General features: G+C 34.2%; 18 protein-coding genes and 2 pseudogenes. 8 read left to right on the plus strand and 12 right to left on the minus strand.

The features are described 5' to 3' along the window. The first annotated feature begins 10 nt into the window (after nucleotides 1-10). The 3 genes from ACP7AV_RS09645 (at nucleotide 11) to ACP7AV_RS09655 (ending at nucleotide 4,349) form a co-directional block, all read left to right on the plus strand. A complete protein-coding gene (locus ACP7AV_RS09645) occupies nucleotides 11-1,441 on the plus strand; it encodes a SusD/RagB family nutrient-binding outer membrane lipoprotein (RefSeq protein WP_426091777.1) in 1,431 nt (476 codons plus the stop codon). 17 nt (nucleotides 1,442-1,458) lie between these two features. Next, nucleotides 1,459-3,141, plus strand: coding sequence for a gamma-glutamyltransferase (ggt, locus tag ACP7AV_RS09650; protein ID WP_426091778.1), 1,683 nt, complete (start codon nucleotides 1,459-1,461; stop codon nucleotides 3,139-3,141). 131 nt (nucleotides 3,142-3,272) lie between these two features. Next, nucleotides 3,273-4,349 carry an alpha/beta fold hydrolase gene (locus tag ACP7AV_RS09655; protein ID WP_426091779.1) on the plus strand — a complete coding sequence of 359 codons (1,077 nt, stop codon included), beginning with the start codon at nucleotides 3,273-3,275 and terminating at the stop codon, nucleotides 4,347-4,349. A 114-nt stretch (nucleotides 4,350-4,463) separates the two neighbouring features. Here the strand turns inward: ACP7AV_RS09655 and ACP7AV_RS09660 are convergent, their stop codons facing one another. The 3 genes from ACP7AV_RS09660 to ACP7AV_RS09670 form a co-directional block, all read right to left on the minus strand. After that, a complete protein-coding gene (locus ACP7AV_RS09660; RefSeq protein WP_426091780.1) occupies nucleotides 4,464-4,745 on the minus strand; it encodes a tyrosine-type recombinase/integrase in 282 nt (93 codons plus the stop codon). 68 nt (nucleotides 4,746-4,813) lie between these two features. Next, nucleotides 4,814-5,284, minus strand: a complete 471-nt coding sequence (locus ACP7AV_RS09665) for a phage integrase SAM-like domain-containing protein (protein WP_426091781.1) — start codon at nucleotides 5,282-5,284, stop codon at nucleotides 4,814-4,816. Between the two features lie 30 nt (nucleotides 5,285-5,314). Then, nucleotides 5,315-5,722 carry an Arm DNA-binding domain-containing protein gene (locus ACP7AV_RS09670; RefSeq protein WP_426091782.1) on the minus strand — a complete coding sequence of 136 codons (408 nt, stop codon included), beginning with the start codon at nucleotides 5,720-5,722 and terminating at the stop codon, nucleotides 5,315-5,317. A gap of 1,160 nt (nucleotides 5,723-6,882) precedes the next feature. Here ACP7AV_RS09670 and ACP7AV_RS09675 point away from each other — a divergent pair. The 4 genes from ACP7AV_RS09675 to ACP7AV_RS09690 are packed head-to-tail and all read left to right on the plus strand — an operon-like array spanning nucleotide 6,883 to nucleotide 8,522. After that, nucleotides 6,883-7,638: a hypothetical protein gene (locus ACP7AV_RS09675; protein ID WP_426091783.1), complete on the plus strand. Its 756-nt coding sequence runs from the start codon at nucleotides 6,883-6,885 to the stop codon at nucleotides 7,636-7,638. A 1-nt stretch (nucleotide 7,639) separates the two neighbouring features. Next, nucleotides 7,640-8,065: a DUF5675 family protein gene (locus tag ACP7AV_RS09680; protein WP_426091784.1), complete on the plus strand. Its 426-nt coding sequence runs from the start codon at nucleotides 7,640-7,642 to the stop codon at nucleotides 8,063-8,065. A gap of 15 nt (nucleotides 8,066-8,080) precedes the next feature. Further along, entirely contained in the window at nucleotides 8,081-8,359 is a 279-nt protein-coding gene (locus ACP7AV_RS09685; protein WP_426091785.1) for a hypothetical protein, read from the plus strand. Continuing rightward, nucleotides 8,346-8,522 carry a hypothetical protein gene (locus ACP7AV_RS09690; protein ID WP_417974666.1) on the plus strand — a complete coding sequence of 59 codons (177 nt, stop codon included), beginning with the start codon at nucleotides 8,346-8,348 and terminating at the stop codon, nucleotides 8,520-8,522. Before ACP7AV_RS09685 ends, ACP7AV_RS09690 begins: the two co-directional genes overlap by 14 nt. A gap of 90 nt (nucleotides 8,523-8,612) precedes the next feature. On the opposite strand, the pseudogene ACP7AV_RS09695 reads toward ACP7AV_RS09690, so the two are convergent. Further along, nucleotides 8,613-9,032: pseudogene (locus ACP7AV_RS09695) on the minus strand (DUF6943 family protein). Nucleotides 9,033-9,425: 393 nt separating this feature from the next. Between ACP7AV_RS09695 and ACP7AV_RS09700 the strand changes: the two are divergent. Continuing rightward, nucleotides 9,426-9,605 (plus strand): hypothetical protein, encoded by a 180-nt coding sequence (locus tag ACP7AV_RS09700; protein WP_426091786.1) that lies wholly within the window; start codon nucleotides 9,426-9,428, stop codon nucleotides 9,603-9,605. Nucleotides 9,606-9,975: 370 nt separating this feature from the next. Here the strand turns inward: ACP7AV_RS09700 and ACP7AV_RS09705 are convergent, their stop codons facing one another. From ACP7AV_RS09705 to ACP7AV_RS09740, 8 genes and pseudogenes are all read right to left on the minus strand, one after another. Further along, on the minus strand, nucleotides 9,976-10,386 hold the full coding sequence (locus ACP7AV_RS09705; RefSeq protein WP_426091787.1) for a hypothetical protein: 411 nt from the start codon (nucleotides 10,384-10,386) through the stop codon (nucleotides 9,976-9,978). Nucleotides 10,387-10,434: 48 nt separating this feature from the next. After that, nucleotides 10,435-11,355, minus strand: coding sequence for a hypothetical protein (locus ACP7AV_RS09710; protein WP_426091788.1), 921 nt, complete (start codon nucleotides 11,353-11,355; stop codon nucleotides 10,435-10,437). Nucleotides 11,356-11,509: 154 nt separating this feature from the next. Then, nucleotides 11,510-11,815, minus strand: a complete 306-nt coding sequence (locus tag ACP7AV_RS09715) for a hypothetical protein (protein ID WP_426091789.1) — start codon at nucleotides 11,813-11,815, stop codon at nucleotides 11,510-11,512. Between the two features lie 58 nt (nucleotides 11,816-11,873). Continuing rightward, on the minus strand, nucleotides 11,874-12,311 hold the full coding sequence (locus ACP7AV_RS09720; protein ID WP_426091790.1) for a hypothetical protein: 438 nt from the start codon (nucleotides 12,309-12,311) through the stop codon (nucleotides 11,874-11,876). Between the two features lie 178 nt (nucleotides 12,312-12,489). After that, nucleotides 12,490-14,325, minus strand: coding sequence for a DUF262 domain-containing protein (locus ACP7AV_RS09725; RefSeq protein ID WP_426091791.1), 1,836 nt, complete (start codon nucleotides 14,323-14,325; stop codon nucleotides 12,490-12,492). A 208-nt stretch (nucleotides 14,326-14,533) separates the two neighbouring features. Then, nucleotides 14,534-15,430 carry a helix-turn-helix transcriptional regulator gene (locus tag ACP7AV_RS09730; protein WP_426091792.1) on the minus strand — a complete coding sequence of 299 codons (897 nt, stop codon included), beginning with the start codon at nucleotides 15,428-15,430 and terminating at the stop codon, nucleotides 14,534-14,536. A gap of 206 nt (nucleotides 15,431-15,636) precedes the next feature. Then, nucleotides 15,637-16,563, minus strand: coding sequence for a hypothetical protein (locus ACP7AV_RS09735; RefSeq protein ID WP_426091793.1), 927 nt, complete (start codon nucleotides 16,561-16,563; stop codon nucleotides 15,637-15,639). Between the two features lie 475 nt (nucleotides 16,564-17,038). After that, a pseudogene (locus ACP7AV_RS09740) lies at nucleotides 17,039-17,222 on the minus strand (IS30 family transposase); the annotation flags it as partial.

A 17,222-nucleotide genomic window follows, 5' to 3' on the forward strand; every position in this document is an offset into this window, starting at 1 on the left:
ACTTACAATCATGAAAAAAAGATTTATTTCAATAATAGTAATGGTGCTACTAATTAGTGCCTGTACAGACGACATTACTCGTTTTAATGATGAAACTAAACGGGCTAGTGAAGTCCCTCCGGGTAGTTTATTCTCAAATGCCGTTAAAACATTGTCGGATGGCTTAGCCTCAGCCAGTGTAAATGTTAACATCTTTCGACACTTTGTAAATCATTGGGCTCAAGCTGTTATTCAGGAAGAGGCACAATTTAATTATGTCACAAGATCGATTAATGATGCCTGGTGGACTAGAATGTACAGAGATGTTTTGAACGATTTAAAAGAAAGTGCCCGTATTATAACAAATGACGCTACTTTAAATCCGACTGTAAAAACAAATCAATTAGCAATTATCGATATCATGCAAGTGTACACCTTTAACATTTTGGTGACTACTTATGGCGATATTCCTTACTCCAAATCTTTAGATGATCAGATACTTTTCCCTGTTTATGATGACGCCAAAACTGTTAACAAAGAATTAATGATCAGATTAGAAAATGATATAGCCAAATTAAATACTAGTGCTCCTGGATTCACTTCCTCAGAAGATATTATTTTTCAAGGTTCTATAGCAAAGTGGATTTCTTTTGCAAACTCTTTACAGGTAAGAATGGCAATGACAATAGCTGACATCGATAATTCAACAGCAAAAACAGCTTTTGAAAAAGCTAATCCAAATGCTATTAACGCAACATCTAATAATGGTTTTGTTAAATATTTTACCGCTATACCTAATAATAATCCGTTGTATGATCAACTGGTGTTGGCCAATCGCACTGATTACATTGCTGCAAAAGATTTAATGGATGTTCTGAATAGTTTTGAAGATCCACGTAAACCAGGTTTTTTTGGAGTGAATAATGTAGGCTTGTACGTTGGAGGTGTAATGGGTCTACCAAACGATTATCCAAAAATGTCAAAGCCAAGTGCTCGTGTAGCTGACCCTAGCGCACCAAACGTATTAATAGATTACGTGGAAATGGAATTTTATAGAGCTGAAGCAAAAGAGCGTGGCTACAATGTAACCGGTTCTGCCGAATCTCATTATAATAATGCCATTAGGGCTTCAATACTATTTTGGGGCGGTACTGAGGCAAATGCTGGTAAATACTTAATAAGACCGGACGTTGCATACACAACCGCAGCAGGCGGATGGAAACAAAAAATAGGTTTCCAAAAATGGATTGCATTATACAATCGCCCATTTGAAGGATGGTTGGAAGTTCGCAGATTAGATTTCCCAAAATTAACAGAACCCGTTAATGCCTTTTCTGGTTATCCAAACCGGATGAAATATCCGGCAAATGAGCAACAATTAAATGGAACTAATTATACGAACGCGGCTACAAAAATAGGTGGTGATAAAAGCGAAACTAAATTATATTGGGATATAAATTAATTTAAAATCAAATACAAATGAAAAATCGATTCCTATTTTTGTTACTGATGTCAGCAACATTTATATTCGCGCAAGACCGGTTAACGGGCAGAAATTTTGCTTCAAGATCTGAGGTTATTGGGCAACACGGAATGGTAGCATCCAGTCAGCCCTTAGCAACACAAATCGGAATCGATGTTTTAAAAAAAGGAGGTACAGCAGTTGATGCCGCAATAGCTGTAAATGCCGCATTAGGTTTGATGGAACCAACAGGTAGTGGTATTGGTGGTGATCTTTTTGCAATCGTGTGGGATGCAAAAACTAAAAAACTATATGGTTTGAATGCCAGCGGACGATCACCAAAGGCACTAACTTTAGATTACTTCACTAAAAACAATATTACACACATTCCACCAAGTGGTCCCCTGCCAGTATCGGTTCCAGGTTGTGTTGATGGTTGGTTCGAATTGCATAATAAATTTGGAAAATTATCTATGCAGGAAATCTTAAATCCAAGTATAAAATATGCTGAAGAAGGTTTTCCAACTACAGAATTAATTGCTTATTATCTGCAAGGCACGATAAATAAATATATGAAACAGTACCCTAATATAAAGGAAACTTATACTGTAGACGGCAAATTACCTCAAAAAGGAGATATTATTAAAAACCAATTTTTAGCTAATACCTATAAAAAAATTGCCAAAGGAGGAAGAGATGCTTTTTATAAAGGAGATATTGCCAGCGAATCAGCTAAATTTATTCAAGATCAAGGCGGATTTTTAGCTTATGAAGATTTTGCAACACACCATTCGGATTGGATTGAACCTGTCGCAACAAATTACAGGGGTTATGATGTATGGGAATTACCACCTAACGGACAAGGAATGGCTACTTTGCAAATGCTCAATATTATAGAAGGATATGATTTTAGTAAAATACCCTTTGGTAGCGCTCAACATTTGCACATTGTAAACGAAGCAAAAAAACTTGTTTTTGAAGACCGGGCTAAATATTATGCGGATCAAGATTTCATGAAAGTTTCTATAAATGATTTACTGTCTAAAGAGTACGCAACTGAAAGAAGGGATTTAATTAATCCTGACCGCGCAGGGACATTTAAAGCTGGAAAAGAAAGCAGTGGTGGTACAGTTTATTTGACTGTCGCCGATAAGGAAGGAAACATGATTTCTTTAATTCAAAGTAACTATAGAGGCATGGGATCTGGAATGGTTCCGCCAAAATTAGGGTTTATGCTCCAGGATAGAGGCGAATGCTTCAATTTAGTTGAAGGAACACCAAATTCGTATGCCCCTCAGAAAAGACCTTTTCATACTATTATTCCGGGTTTTGTTACTAAAGATGGACAACCATTTATGAGTTTTGGTGTAATGGGAGGCGATTTTCAACCTCAAGGTCATGTTCAGATATTAATGAACCTGATTGATTTTGGTATGAATTTACAGGAAGCAGGAGATGCTCCAAGGTTTGAACACATTGGCTCAACTGATTATACGGGTGAACTGGCCACAGGTAAAGGCGAAATCCTAATTGAAAGTGGTTTTGATTTTGAAGAAATAAAAAAATTGATCCAAAAGGGACATAAAGTTGGCTTTGGAGGTTATTATGGAGGTTATCAGTCAATTATGTATGACGCAATAAGGAAAGTGTATTTTGGAGCCTCAGAAAGCAGAAAAGATGGTGCGGCCGCAGGATATTAATGTCTATTTTTTAACAATATTATATCTAATGGAACTTTACAATGTTCGAATTGTCTCAGTGAAATCAAAAGATAAGTTAGAGAATTTACCCTGATCTTGCTACCAAAATTATTAATTTAAATTTTAATGAAATGTTAATCAAAAACGCCTGTGCTTTTTTATTATTTTATATTTTATCTGTCCAATGTGTTACTGCACAGACAGATTTCTCAGCACCAATTGAGGGAGATTATCTAATAAAAGATTTTACTTTTAAAAGTAATGAGCAATTAGACCAACTAAAACTACATTACACAACCATTGGAAAACCAACAAAAAATAAGAAAGGTCAAATTAACAATGCTGTTTTAATTATGCATGGCACCACGGGAAGCGGGAGCGCCTTTTTAAGCAAACAGTTTGGAGGTAATTTATTTGGAAAAGGTCAATTGTTAGACGCCACAAAGTATTTTATTGTTTTAACAGATGATATTGGACACGGAAAATCAAGCAAACCGAGCAATGGCTTAAAGATGGCATTTCCTAAATACAATTATGACGATATGGTTTTGGCAAACTACAGGTTACTGACTGAACATTTAAAAATAGACCATCTTCGATTGGTAATGGGAACATCAATGGGCGGAATGCATACTTGGGTTTGGGGTTACACTTACCCTGATTTTATGGATGCATTAATGCCTTTGGCAAGCTTGCCAGCAGAAATAGCTGGTAGAAACCGCATTCAAAGAAAAATGGCTATTAAATTGATCGAACTAGATCCTGAGTGGAAAGAGGGAAATTATATTCAACAACCAGAACAAGGAATGACTGGCGCTATATTATCTCTGATGTTTATGGTGAGCAGCCCGTTGCAATGGCAAATTACAGCCCCAACCAGAGAGAAAGCAGAAGTAATGATGGAAAACACTTTAGCCCGATATTCATCAACATTAGACGCTAATGATCTAATTTATGCTTTTGATTCCTCAAGAGATTACAATCCGCAGCCTTACTTATCAAAAATTAAAGCCCCATTAATTGCTGTAAATTCTGCCGATGATCAAGTAAATCCTCCTGAGCTCGGATTAATGGAGAAAGAAATCAAAAACGTTAAAAACGGAAAATATATCTTGTTACCTATCACAGACAAAACCTCTGGCCATGGCACACATTCAAATCCAAAAATATGGGGTAAATATCTTAAAGAATTACTTGAAAAATCTTAACCTAAAAATAATTAAAATTTAATCTTGCCATATTGTTTTCAAAAAATCTATACTTAATAAGATAGATTTTAAGTTTGCTATTTATGTTTCTTGACGGAAAACAGGAAAATACTTTTAAGCTGCGTCGTTATGAATACATATCTTTTTATCAGTTATCGTCTTGGAAGCGAATTTTGATTTTAAAATCATCATATCCTCGCTGATTTTTTTGTCCAGAATTTTAGCGTAGTGTTGGGTAGTTTTAAGGCTAGTGTGTCCCAACATTTTGCTGACGGTTTCTAAAGGAACGCCATTGGAAAGTGTCACAGTTGTGGCAAAGGTATGCCGGGCAATGCGGAAAGTCAACTCTTTTTTAATTTTGCAAACAGTTGCGATTTCTTTAAGATGGGCATTCATTTTTTGGTTGGTCAAAATAGGGAGGAGGGGTTTTTCGTTTTTGCAAACTGGATGTTCGGCATATTTGTCTATAATTTCCTGGCCATTAGCAATAAAGGAATTTTGGACGCGATACCTTTTTTTTGCCGGTTTTTGAATATCCATTTATCGCCATCTATTCCAAAGGTAATGTTGTCAAACGTTAATTGTTTCACGTCGATATATGCCAAGGCTGTAAAGCATCTAAAAAGGAAGATATCCCGTACTAGCGATAATCGTTCTGTTTTGAAATTTTTGTTGAGTATTTTTTGGATTTCTTCTTCGGATAGATATACTCTTTCTACTTCTTTGACTTTTGCTTTATAGTTTGCAGATGGATTTCTTTCTATCCAATGGTTAGTTATGCAAATCTTTTTGATTTTATTAAAATTCTTTATGTATTTTACAGCAGCGTTATTGGCGCGATTGCGAACGCTTCTTAAATAGAATTCATAATCTGTATTGAAAGCATGATCTATTTTTGAGATTTCGATATCCGATATTTTATATTTCGATTCCAAGAATTCGATGGTATGCTTTAGAGAGGTGGTTTAGCGTTCCAATGTTCCTGGTGCATATTCTTTACCGACCAATTCTTTGATTTTATTGTTGTGATCTTTGAAGATAGGGATAAGCATATGTTCATGTTCTTTGATGCCGAGCAGTCTATTTTTGAAAACTTCAAATGTGAGGGATTCGTTACGGTGTATTAATTCCATTTGGATGTCGAATATTTTTGATCTCAGTAAATTAAGGTATTCATTTAATGAACGAGCATTCTCTGTTTTACCTTTCATTTTTGACATCTCAGGTAACCATTTAGCAGAATCTATAAATTTTTTAGTACTGAACTCCATTCGATGTCCATCAACAGTTAATCTTACATAGATAGGAAGTAGACCTGCAGCATTAGCTTTTGTGCTCTTCGCATAAAAGTGCAATGTGATTTTAGTTTTCATAGTGGTAACCTTTTAATTAATATTCAATTTAGATTTCTAAAGAATATCAAACAAGATGTTTAAATAGTGGACTAATGTTAAACTATCCATTGAACAGGTTGTTTGAAATTTTTAAGTTGATTTAGCGAGACCCTAATTTTAGATTTTTCTAGGGTCTCGATTTTATCTCGTTAAGGATGAGATTAGATGAATAATTTAAATATGGAGTAAAAGCAAAAACCCCATAAATCATAAGATTTGCGTGGTTTTGATACCATTTTTTTTGTACTGGCGGAGAAAGAGGGAGTTGTTTGTTTTTAAAAAATGCCGTAAAACAAGGCTTTGCAAAGCTTTTTGTTTTAAGTGACACCTCAACTGACACCTCTCTATTTTGAGCAAATTATTCTAAATTCTAACTACTCAAATATAAGCTTTTTTAGTCTATAAATGATGACAAATTATCAAAAAAATGAACAGGTAGCTGTTCGTTTTTTAAATAGGTAGCTACTTATTTTTTATAAGTAAAGTCAATTAGTTGTTCAATTACTGAATAGGTTAGCTGCATGAAAATTGAATTGATACAGTACAGGCTATTGTTTAATTTGTGAACTGGTAATCTATAATTTATTAAACACGTTACTTTGAAAACACGAATAGATCAAAACGTTTCTCATCCAATTATCAACGGTTCAACCTGTTCAATTTTTAGGCTAGTGTATTGACAAAATTCCTCGATTGACACAAACTCATTTTGGAGCTTATTAAGCTCCTTTCTTATATTTTGAAGTAGTCTAATGCTTTGACGATAACTCTTCCCGATTATGCGTTGTATATCTTTCGGGTAGATGCACAATCTCTTGTTTTGGGTTTTCATACTCTATCTATAGCTTTGGGTGTACTTTGCCTTACTTGGAACCAATATGATTCCATTCTAACACCCTATAAAAATAATAAATTTTTCCTTTCCTTCAGAAGCTGTATTTATTTCCATGAATTAATCGAATATAAGGGTATTTGTGTCTGTTTCTGCCATTTATGTCATAAAGTGACATATGGAACAGCAGCGTCTTTTTTATCTGATTTAATAGCTTAAAATTTGTTTTATAATCAATGGAAAGTGTTGCAACAGGAAGAGGATTGAAGAAGTTTTAAATGAAAAATTAAATTAAATTTTAGGAATTATGGCTAGACAAAAAGGCATTATTAAATTAAAAGGTACTATTGGGGATATTACTTTTTACAAAACTCAAGACGGGCATTTGGCCAGAGAAAAAGGCGGCATTGACGCGAGCAGAATTGCAAGTGATCCTGCGTTCCAGAGAACGCGCGAGAATGGTTCTGAATTTGGAAGAGCAGGGAAGGCGGGCAAAACGTTACGAACTGCAATGAGAAAATTACTTATTAATTCTGCCGATGGCAGAATGGTAAGCAGATTAACCCAATCCATGGTTAAAGTCATTCAAGCTGATGTTGTAAGTGATCGTGGATTGCGAAATGTGATTGACGGTGAAGCGGAATTACTCAGCGGTTTCGAATTTAACATTAGAGGAAAATTAGGAACTTCTTTGTTTGCTCCTTTGGTGGGAACCATTGATCGTGCTACTGGGGATTTATCCGTTAATTTAGTTCCCTTTATTCCTTCAAACATGATTGCAGCTCCAAGCGGATCCACTCATTACAAAATTATTTCTGGAGGTGCTGAAATCGATTTTGAAGCAGAAACTTTTGTAGTAACTACTTCAGAAACGGACATTCTACCATGGGATAGTAATGAAACTGTTGCTATTAATCATGTCAATCCGGTGACTCCGGACAGCACCAAACCCTTGTTTTTAGCGTTGGGAATTGAATTTTTCCAAGAGGTAAACGCTAGAATGGATCCTTTGAAAAATGGGTCATACAATCCATTGGCCTTGGTCCAGGTAAGCGGGCTTTAAGATGGTTTTAGTGTTAAATAGGACGTATTTCCCCGAGGGAACGCAAGGGGTATTAGAATGGAACGGCACAATAGTTTGTTATACCATCGAATTGCCCTGGTTGGGAAACCAAAAGCGTATTTCTTGTATTCCCGAAGGAGAATATGTTTTGCAGAAACGGTATAGCCCCAAGTTCCAATGGCACTTGCATTTGAAAAATGTTCTGGGAAGAGATTTGATTTTAATCCATCCCGCCAACGACGCTAAAATGGAATTATTGGGCTGTATCGCGCCTGTAACACAACACACCGGAATAGGGAAGGGCAGTTCATCGCTAAAAGCGATAGAAAAGTTAAAGGCTTTAGTTTATAAAGTTATGGCCTCTAATGAAGAAGTGAAAATAAAAATCCAATCTAACCCTTCGAAACCGCTGAGGATGACAAGGTAAAAAAGTAAAGAAATTATGAATATAGTTGAACGTGCGAAAGCACCAACCCCAAAGTTTTTTAAGATTTTGAGAAGTATTACAATGGCTCTATTGGCTATTAGCGGTACTATCATTGCAGCACCGGTATTTTTACCTGCAGCCGTTGTCAGTATTGCCGGTTATGCAGCCCTTGCGGGAGGTGTCATTTCGGTAATCAGCCAGATCACGGTTGACGATACGGCTAACCGAGAGCGGGCCATAGTGAATCGGTTGAAAAAAGGCAATCAAAATTTACCGCGAGATGGAATCAAATAACACCTTGCAAATCGGAACCGCATCCGGAACTTTATTAAGTGTGATGCCAAATATTGTTTCTGAAGATATTCTAAAAACGATTATCTTAGCGGTAATTGGAGCTATTATTAGTTTCATTATTTCGCTCCTTTTAAAAGGATTGACAAAATTTAAAAAGAAATAATACTGAATCTAGTTCAGCATAAATTCGGGTTTGGCTTGGTAACCTTTTTCCGAATATATTTGAAAGTCTGATCGTTAGATCAGGCTTTTTTTATTTGCAATACCTCAACAAAATTACACGTCTCATTTCATTTATCAGTATAATATTCTTCTGGAATTGATCCTCTTTTTGTTCCAACATTCGCAACGCCTGAATTTGTTTCTTATGCAGCTCGTGTTCCTGCAGCATTTCATTTACTTTAGAGTTAAAATCTTTTTTGAAATCATTGATTCGTAAAAAAGGAATTACGGACCCAACTAGAGATTGGTGCCAGAATTTTGCTCTCTATAAACTATAGGCTAACCAATATACCGTTTCGGTATCTCCTTCATTTTGAAATAGGATTACATAACTATTGGTGAATGGTTCTTTTTGAGGCTTTCCACTATTCATTCCTTTATTGAGAATAAAGATTTGGTTTGCTTTGTAAACTGCATTTTTTTGGTGTGTTTTAATGATGAAATTCGGCATGGTGGATTGGTATTATAGATTAAACATTAATTTTTTGAAAAGAAAAAAGAGAAAAAAAGAAAGCCACTAAAACAGCAGAAATGACGAACGAAAATGGAGGGAGGAACGACCGACTGAAAGTGAGGAATGGATGCTATGTTTGCTGGATTTTTTTCTTTTTCTTTTCAAGAAATTGCACTAACGTCTTGTTGAGGTTTTTCTGGGGACGTTATTATGAAAACGGCAATCAAACACCCCCAAGCACCGCAAGGAATGGAGCTAAAATGAAGCGATAGCGTCGTTGTAGTGCAATGTATGAGGAGCGAAGTGGCGGGGTTGCGGCAATCGAACAGCCACCTGAAGCCGGGAATTGCAGCTGGCGAGGAACGAGACGCAAAATGAAGGAAGAAGAGCGTGAAACGGCGGGGAAAAAATAGAAGACAGCCGCAGGCGTTCCTTGATTTAGGGCGAAGTGACGTTTTTACGGAACGGCGCCAACCTCGATGGCTGTGCGAAGGAGCAACCGCTGAAAAAATAAAGGGCGACAGACATGATACTGCTGGAATGCAGTGGAACGTAGCTTGCGGAGTATAACGAAATGAAGCGGTATTGCGGATGTAATAGCCCTGCCGAACGCAGGAAGTGAACGTGTGAAGATGAGGAACGCAACAGTGCAAAAAAAAACAGCTGTCCCGCCTTTTCTTTTGGCGGGACTGCTGTTTTTTTTAGTGCTGTGAAGTGTCTGCGGAATCGAGGGAAACCTCACTAATGAACTGAAATAATAAATTAATTATTTACCAAAAGTGTTCTTATGAAAAGGTAAGGTTGATTGACTGAAGCTGCCGAACGGAACAAAGAGAACGACCGAAGAGAGACCGCTTGATTGCCCGTGATGATGAACGTATTGTGGAATTGAAATATTTTCAAGTTTTCCTATGCAGTTTTCTCATAATTAATAAATTTTTTAATCTCGAATCATACTAATTTTTAATTTACTTAATTCAAAAAGTCTTTTTATTTCTTCGTTTTTCGAGCGTTTCATGATTTCATCAAACCATTCTTTTAGATCGATAATCTTGATGTATACATCTTTAAATATAGATTCATCTGCATAGAAGCCCGAAAATGTAATGAAATGCAAATTCCGGTTGTTCCGAATATCCAGATATTCTCTGTTTTGTATTCCTACAGATAACAGAATAACTATTGTCAAATGGTCATTCCAAATCTCAATCGCGTGGCTAAAGTTTATTACTTTCAAATTCTGATGTTCCCTGTGAGCTATCAGGTAGACCAAAACAGCGGTGAATTCTGTGTTGCTCAATAACCAAAACAAGATTTGGTGTTCTTTTTTCTCATAAAATATATCATCCATAATTATACTTTTATACTTTCAATAAAATTAATTTCGTATTTTAAGTAATCAAGAAGCGATTATCACTATCGAAAGTGAATCGCCACGACTACTATCTTGTGCCGACGATATTATTATATTGGCATCGTTTCCCACATTTTGTAAAACAGCCTCATTGATTTGAGCCATTTCATCAACTGAGATTTCTGTATTACCAAAACCAATATGCAAAAACACATTCCGAACTCCATCCATGTCATCTCTGTCAGATAAAGCGTTTTTCAAAGCATCTTCAATTGCTTTTCTTTTCCTGAATTTGCCTTGGGCTTCACCAAATCCGAAGAAAACAGACTTAGCCTGTTGTATTCTCCCTGTTAATTTTTTTATATCAGTTCTATCGACCTTTGAAGAAGCTCCTGGCATCAACATTTTTATAAATTGTCCAATAGCCCTATCCGCTTTTGCGAAACCTGATTTAAAACCAAGATTCCCAAAGGCTTCTCGAATTTTATTATTATCAATAACCAATACAAAATCAGCCTGTTTTTGCAGTTCTAAAACTCCTTCTTGTGCTGTTTTAAATCGTTTTTCACCCTCAAATTCAAAAGGAATTAGAACAATAGCCATAATAAACAGTCCCTTCGCTTTAGCTATTTGTACCATCACTGGAGTAGCGCCAGTTCCAGTTCCGCCTCCCAAAGCAGCAATAAAAATTACCATTTTTGAATTCTTATCAAACAATTGTTCTATTTGATCTTTACTTTCTATTGCTGAAAGCCTTCCAACTTCAACATTTCCGTTAGCTCCGATGCCCTTAGTCATAGCAACTCCTATCTGTAGTTTATGTTGCAGTTGACCATTTTTCAAACTATTGGTATCGGTATTGCAATCGATATAATCTACATTTTCGATAGCATTTGACGAAATAGACATCAATACATTATGTGCACCTCCACCAACTCCAATAATTTTAATTTCGTTTGAATTCATTTTTTATATAATTATTTATAGCTTAGGTCACAAAATGTTCATCACTGAAATTTATGTTGAAAATCATTTATAGTGCAAATTTAAATGGGGAGAGTGCCAAAAGACGGCGGTGTGGATAAAAGTAATATCGATTTCTAACAGTTTAACGAAAGAATTACTCTTTGTAATATTTTGTAATAATCGGTTTGTTCAAATTGATTTTTTCTGTTTTGTAAAGAACAAACTTATTCGTGGAATTCTCATCTAATCGATAAAATTCAGTATCATATTCACAACAAGAGAAATACGAACTAACACTAATTTCTTTTGTAGTATAATCGATTTTTCCGATATAATGTCTGCTGTAAGTAAAAACAAGAGAAGGAAAATATTGAAATTCTACTAGTTCGTTATCTTGAAATTCATAAACACGATGTACTTTGTTTTCATCATTAGCTTCTAAGCTTTCTTCAACAATCAATAAATCAACTTTGCCATCAAAATTCACATCCTAAAAGAAAAAGAACGCTTCATTTCTTTCATAAAAGAGGATCCTCTTTATTTATAATTCCTTTTTCTGTTTTATTTTGGACAGTTATAACTCCCGGAAGATCATGATTCATAAAACTTTCATAAACAGATTTTTTAAAATCAGAATCAACGAGAGTGCCTATCGAAAGATTATAATCTATTCTATACTTCACTTTGTCTGCAATTCTTTCTAATTCTAAAATCGCTTTCCCGAATACTTTTTTCCTATCGTCATCGTCAGGATAGGTTTTGACGAATTTTGGTGTCCAGTAAATTGTAGCCCTAAAGCCATTCACTGGCTTCGCAAATTCAATTTGAATCGTTTTATTTGTTGGTTTGTTCTTGCAACCTATAGTAAAAATAAAAAATAACAATAAAATCGGTTTCCAGCCTCTAATAGCGTTTACAAATCTTGTATTTGCACTGCCCAAAAATAAAATTCTCATACTAATTTTGTTTTGATTGTTCATAGCAAATCTAAATGGGGAGACTGCCAAAAGACGGCTGTACTAAAAGTTTTTAGTCTACGTTTTTAGCTAGAGAAAAGACATGAAGAAAACCTTTGTCAAAGTTTGAACTTTGATAAAGGTTTTTGAGAAATGAATTTAAAAAGTGTTGAAAAATCTAATTCCAAATATCTTTTTTGTTTATGATTTTATCGTTAATAAAAGTTCGAATGGATTCACTTCTTTCTGAAATTTTAGAAGCAAATTCTTCCGGTTTATTCCAAAATTTCACCTGTTCAACAGTTTTGACCAACCCAAATTTTTCGAAAGAATTTAAATGCTTACTTGGCAATCCATTTGAATCAGACGAATTGGCACTTGATGTAGATAAAGAGAGATTTCCGATACCATTAATAACACTCGCAATTTCTTTCCATATTACATCCGCTTGTTCTTTGTTTTCAGAATAATTTTCAATTCCTAAATCTTTCCATTCGATACTTCTGGCGACAATATGGTCTATTGAAATTGAATCATTTTTATAAATGTTCTTTCTTATAATTTTGTGATTTGCGCCATGTTCTATTTCAAATTTATATAAAAAATAGGCGGTTTTGTTCCAACCATATGCCTGTTTAATCCATTTGTTTTTTTCGTCTTCAAATAACTTATTGGTATTGTTCCCTAAATGCTTCCAATTGTATGAAAATTTTTCTTCTCCCTTATAAAATCGAGAAAGTAAATGGTTGCATTTAGTCAAGTTTGAACCGTTTTCAATTGATTTATAAATACTTTGAAAAGTACTTCGGTATGCTTTTGCATTGTAATAATAGCCATTCCAATATATTATTTCATAACACATTAGAAAGTTTTCCCAACGCTCGATTAGTTTATTTTCGATTGGATTTCCCGATCTAAAAGCTCGAAGTAAGAATATAATGCTTCGGTTTTTATCTAATAGCAAAACATCACCAATTAGATGGTTTTCTGAATCAGCTTTTGGTATTTTATTTACTAGGATATCCATTGATTTTTCAAACTGTTCAGCAACATTTATTGCATAATTAACAATTTCATTCTTATCCCTTTTTTCAAGTAATGCTTTTTTAACATATTCAAAAGAACCGTTGTCTCCAGCCACTGATTGTGGTAAACTAAAATTTTCATTTTTAAAACCGTCTTCAACAGCTTGTAAATGATACATCAAAATATTGTCTAATGATAAATCACCACGTAGCCAAACGTCACTTGCTTTTTCTTCCATTTCAAAAATGCTTGCAAAAGCATTTTGAATCTTTTCGATTTCTGCATTAGGATTTTGCGAATTAATATAAACATTTTTCATCAAAAGAGCTTTCACTTTTTCAGTCTCAGAAAGTGCTATCCCTCGTGTATTATGTAATTCAAAAATCTGAGAAGCGACTGCTTTGTCATTGTAGCTTGCAAGAGAACAATGCGCTTTGTCTATTACCTCTATGTATTTATCAATTTTGTCAACTTCTAATTTAGGTAACTTTTTATGTCCTGAAAAAGCATCAATAAATAATTGGACAGCTTCTAACATTCTTACGAAAGACATTGTCTTTGTTCTCGTATTGTCTAATAATTCAGTCAGCTTCTTATTTATATTTCCATCACTTGTTTTTAGAATATTTATAATAATATTTAATCCCTCTTTGTCATAAGAAACAGGTATTAAATTAATCTGTTTGTAGTATTCGCAATCTTTTTTCAGATGATTGCATACTAGCAAAAATAAATAAATAGTGCTGATACGTTGCTGTCCGTCTATTATTTCATATTCATTAGATCCTACTTTGCCTTCTAAAATATAATGACCTAGATAATAGTTTTTATCATCTGATTTATCAGCATCAGTTTTATCGTAGTACTCTAAAATGTCATTCATAAAAGGGATAAGTTGCTTTTCACCCCACGAGTAAGCTCTTTGATAATCAGGAATTGTAAACGAATAAGGTTTAATAATCTCGCCAAATGTTTTTTGTTGTTCCATAGGTTTTTGTTTTTTATAAATATTTTTTAAACTTATCTTTTTTTTAAACTTATCTTTTTTTTATATGCTTTTCAGCATAAGTCTTGGCATAGGCTCAGGGCATGCAGTGATTCAGTGGAATACTATGTTCTTGGTACAGGTTAATCAAATTTGTCTTGTAAATATTATATGTGTGAAATTTATTGTAGTTGGGTGTCGAATTCCATGCTTATTTATATAGTTGTGTCATTTCTACTATTCGGACTTTAATTTTCTTTTGAAGCGATTTGGGTTCTAAAATTTTAACTTCTGAACCATATTTCATCAACTCCATCACAATATCATTGGTAGGGTGGATGTACAATTCAATTTCCAAGGCATCTTCTGTATCAGAAATGATTTTTTGTGAATCATGTAGCGGAAACGATTTGATGTAATTGCCCTGTTGCCAAGAAAATTCTAAAATCACTTTTTGCGCCGGCTCATACGTTTCAATCCCAAAGGCGTGTTGATAGGTTTTTTCCACATTGAAAACAATGGGTTTAAATTTGTCATCCAAAATTTTTAAATCCGAAATTCGGTCAAATCCGAAATTTTTTACTCTGCCATCTTTGTTATCCTCAGCTATCAGATACCAACGGTTTTGTGATTCTTTTATCGCTAATGGCTTTACGGTTCTTTGGCTGATTTCCATTTCCCAAAATTTGGTATGGGTAAATGTGATTTGTAAATTGTTTTGAATAGTATGTAAAATGCCATTTATCAAGTGGGTTCCTGAAGATTTTCTTTTTTCCAAGTAAATACTTGGCGCGATTTTATTTCCTTCTTTAAGTGCCTGATGAATGGAAAATGCCTCTATCATTCTTGATACTGAAGGATCTTCAACGTCTTCATCGATATAATAGACCTTATCCTTGCGGTTGTACTGGATCAGAATACCGAACAAATCCAGTATGTCTTTTTTATCTCTATCGAAAGTACGAGCTGAAAATTCAAAATTAGCAGCTAAATCCTCATTTTCAAGTTTAGTCATCACCAGTTTATGTAAATCCTGAAAATTGCTGGGAACCGATTTTAATCGATCAACGATGTATAAATAGCGTTTGTAAAATATTACTTTTGCCATAGGTTTATTTTTTATTGTCTTGCTAAAGTAATTTGTTATCCAGACAAAGTGTGTCGTTTTGGCTTAGTTTTCTTTGAATCGATGCCGCTAATTTTTTAGCCGTAAAAAGGTAAATAAAAAGAATTTCTTGTATCCTACGCATAAAGTCTCTAATGGTCTAAATTAAATATACTTTAAACAACCTTATGAGATCGTCCTTATTTTTTCTACTTATTAAACCGTTGTAAAGCTTCCTTCAAAATGCTACTATCAATTTCCTCTTTACTTTCTTTATACTTCCCTTTGCTTAAAAAAACAGTATTTAAATGAACATTTTCATAAATTTCAGCAAAACGATGAAAATCTTTCAATTGGTGTTTTTCACTATACTCCCATGCGTTCATATAGCCATTTACCTCCTCAATTTCATAGAGTAAAGCATTTTCATTCTCAGAAATACCATATCTTATTTTAAAGTCTGAAATAGCTGAGGCATATCTTTCTGCATAAATATTGGCATACACTTCGCTTTTAGTTTCACTTATGGCTTTGTCGAAGGCAAAAGCATATTCTTCACAATATATTTCGTGGTATCCGTCCATCGATATTAAATATGCATATTGATGAGAATAAATTTCAGTTTTGCCTTTTGCAATTTCCTCCTTATAGATTTTAGAATAGTTTTGCGCTCGCTCTGCAGGATCCGAAAACATTTCGCCTATTTCAAAAAGTAAAAGGTAGTGCTTTTCAAAAAGTTTATCACCACCGAAGGATTTGCTAAGAATTAATAATTCTTTTACAGCTAGTTCTGGATTACTTTTAAATAGGTTATTGTAAATAATGCCGTATGTAGTTTCATCGTCTTCTAAACTTGCAGCCGCAGCATGGGACCATTCATCGTCATGACCTTTAGACTTTTCTCTTAAAAAAGTTTCTAAATATAAGTTCGTTACAAACAAGGCACTTGTATGAGCCGACTCCCCAGTTTCTTCATAATCCTCTTCAGTCCAGTCTTTGTATTCGGAATCATACTCTTCCTTGAAACATTTTTTGTAATAGGCATAAACTCTTTGAAAGTTTTTGTCTTCGATGCCCACTTCCTTAAAAATTTCATTTAATTCGGATTCAGTTTGTGGTGTTTTATTATTGCTCATATATTTTTATCCTAATTCTCATTTAATTTCATTTGCGGAAGCCATATCAAATTCTTCTACAAGCTATTTGTAGGTTTCCTCTTGTGACATTTCTGGAACTTCATAACCTGTAAAATTAGTCTCATTTATTGTATTTAATATTGTCTGAGATTGACATCATTATTATAGTGTATAATTTTTAATAGGTATATATACAGAAAAGCAATCCAAAGTAATTTGAGGAAAACCGTAAAGTGATTTTTTCATTTTGCAATATTCCATACTATTTGATTTGTTTTGTATGCGATTTTGTAAATAAACGGTATGTGGGACAAAACTGCAATACCCACTTTTAGTGATATTGTTATTTCATATGGCTAATGGTATAAATAAAAACTCCGAAGTGAGGACACTTCGGAAAGCTGGGCTACAATTTACAATTATAAGTGGAATGAAAATCCATTTTCATAAATTTATATTGTTTTACAGGCAGGATTCAAGTTATAAATGCAACTTTTTGATTAAACATATAATTAGGTGTTTCAAAATTAAATCTTTTTCTTGGTCTATTGTTTAATTTCTCTTGTATTTCTATAATTCTCTCTGGAGTTATTTCATCAAATGATGATGATTTGGGTATGTATTGTCTTATTAATCCATTTAGATTTTCATTTGCACCA

Source organism: Flavobacterium sp. DSR3-2 (genome assembly GCF_049896525.1).
GTDB lineage: Bacteria > Bacteroidota > Bacteroidia > Flavobacteriales > Flavobacteriaceae > Flavobacterium.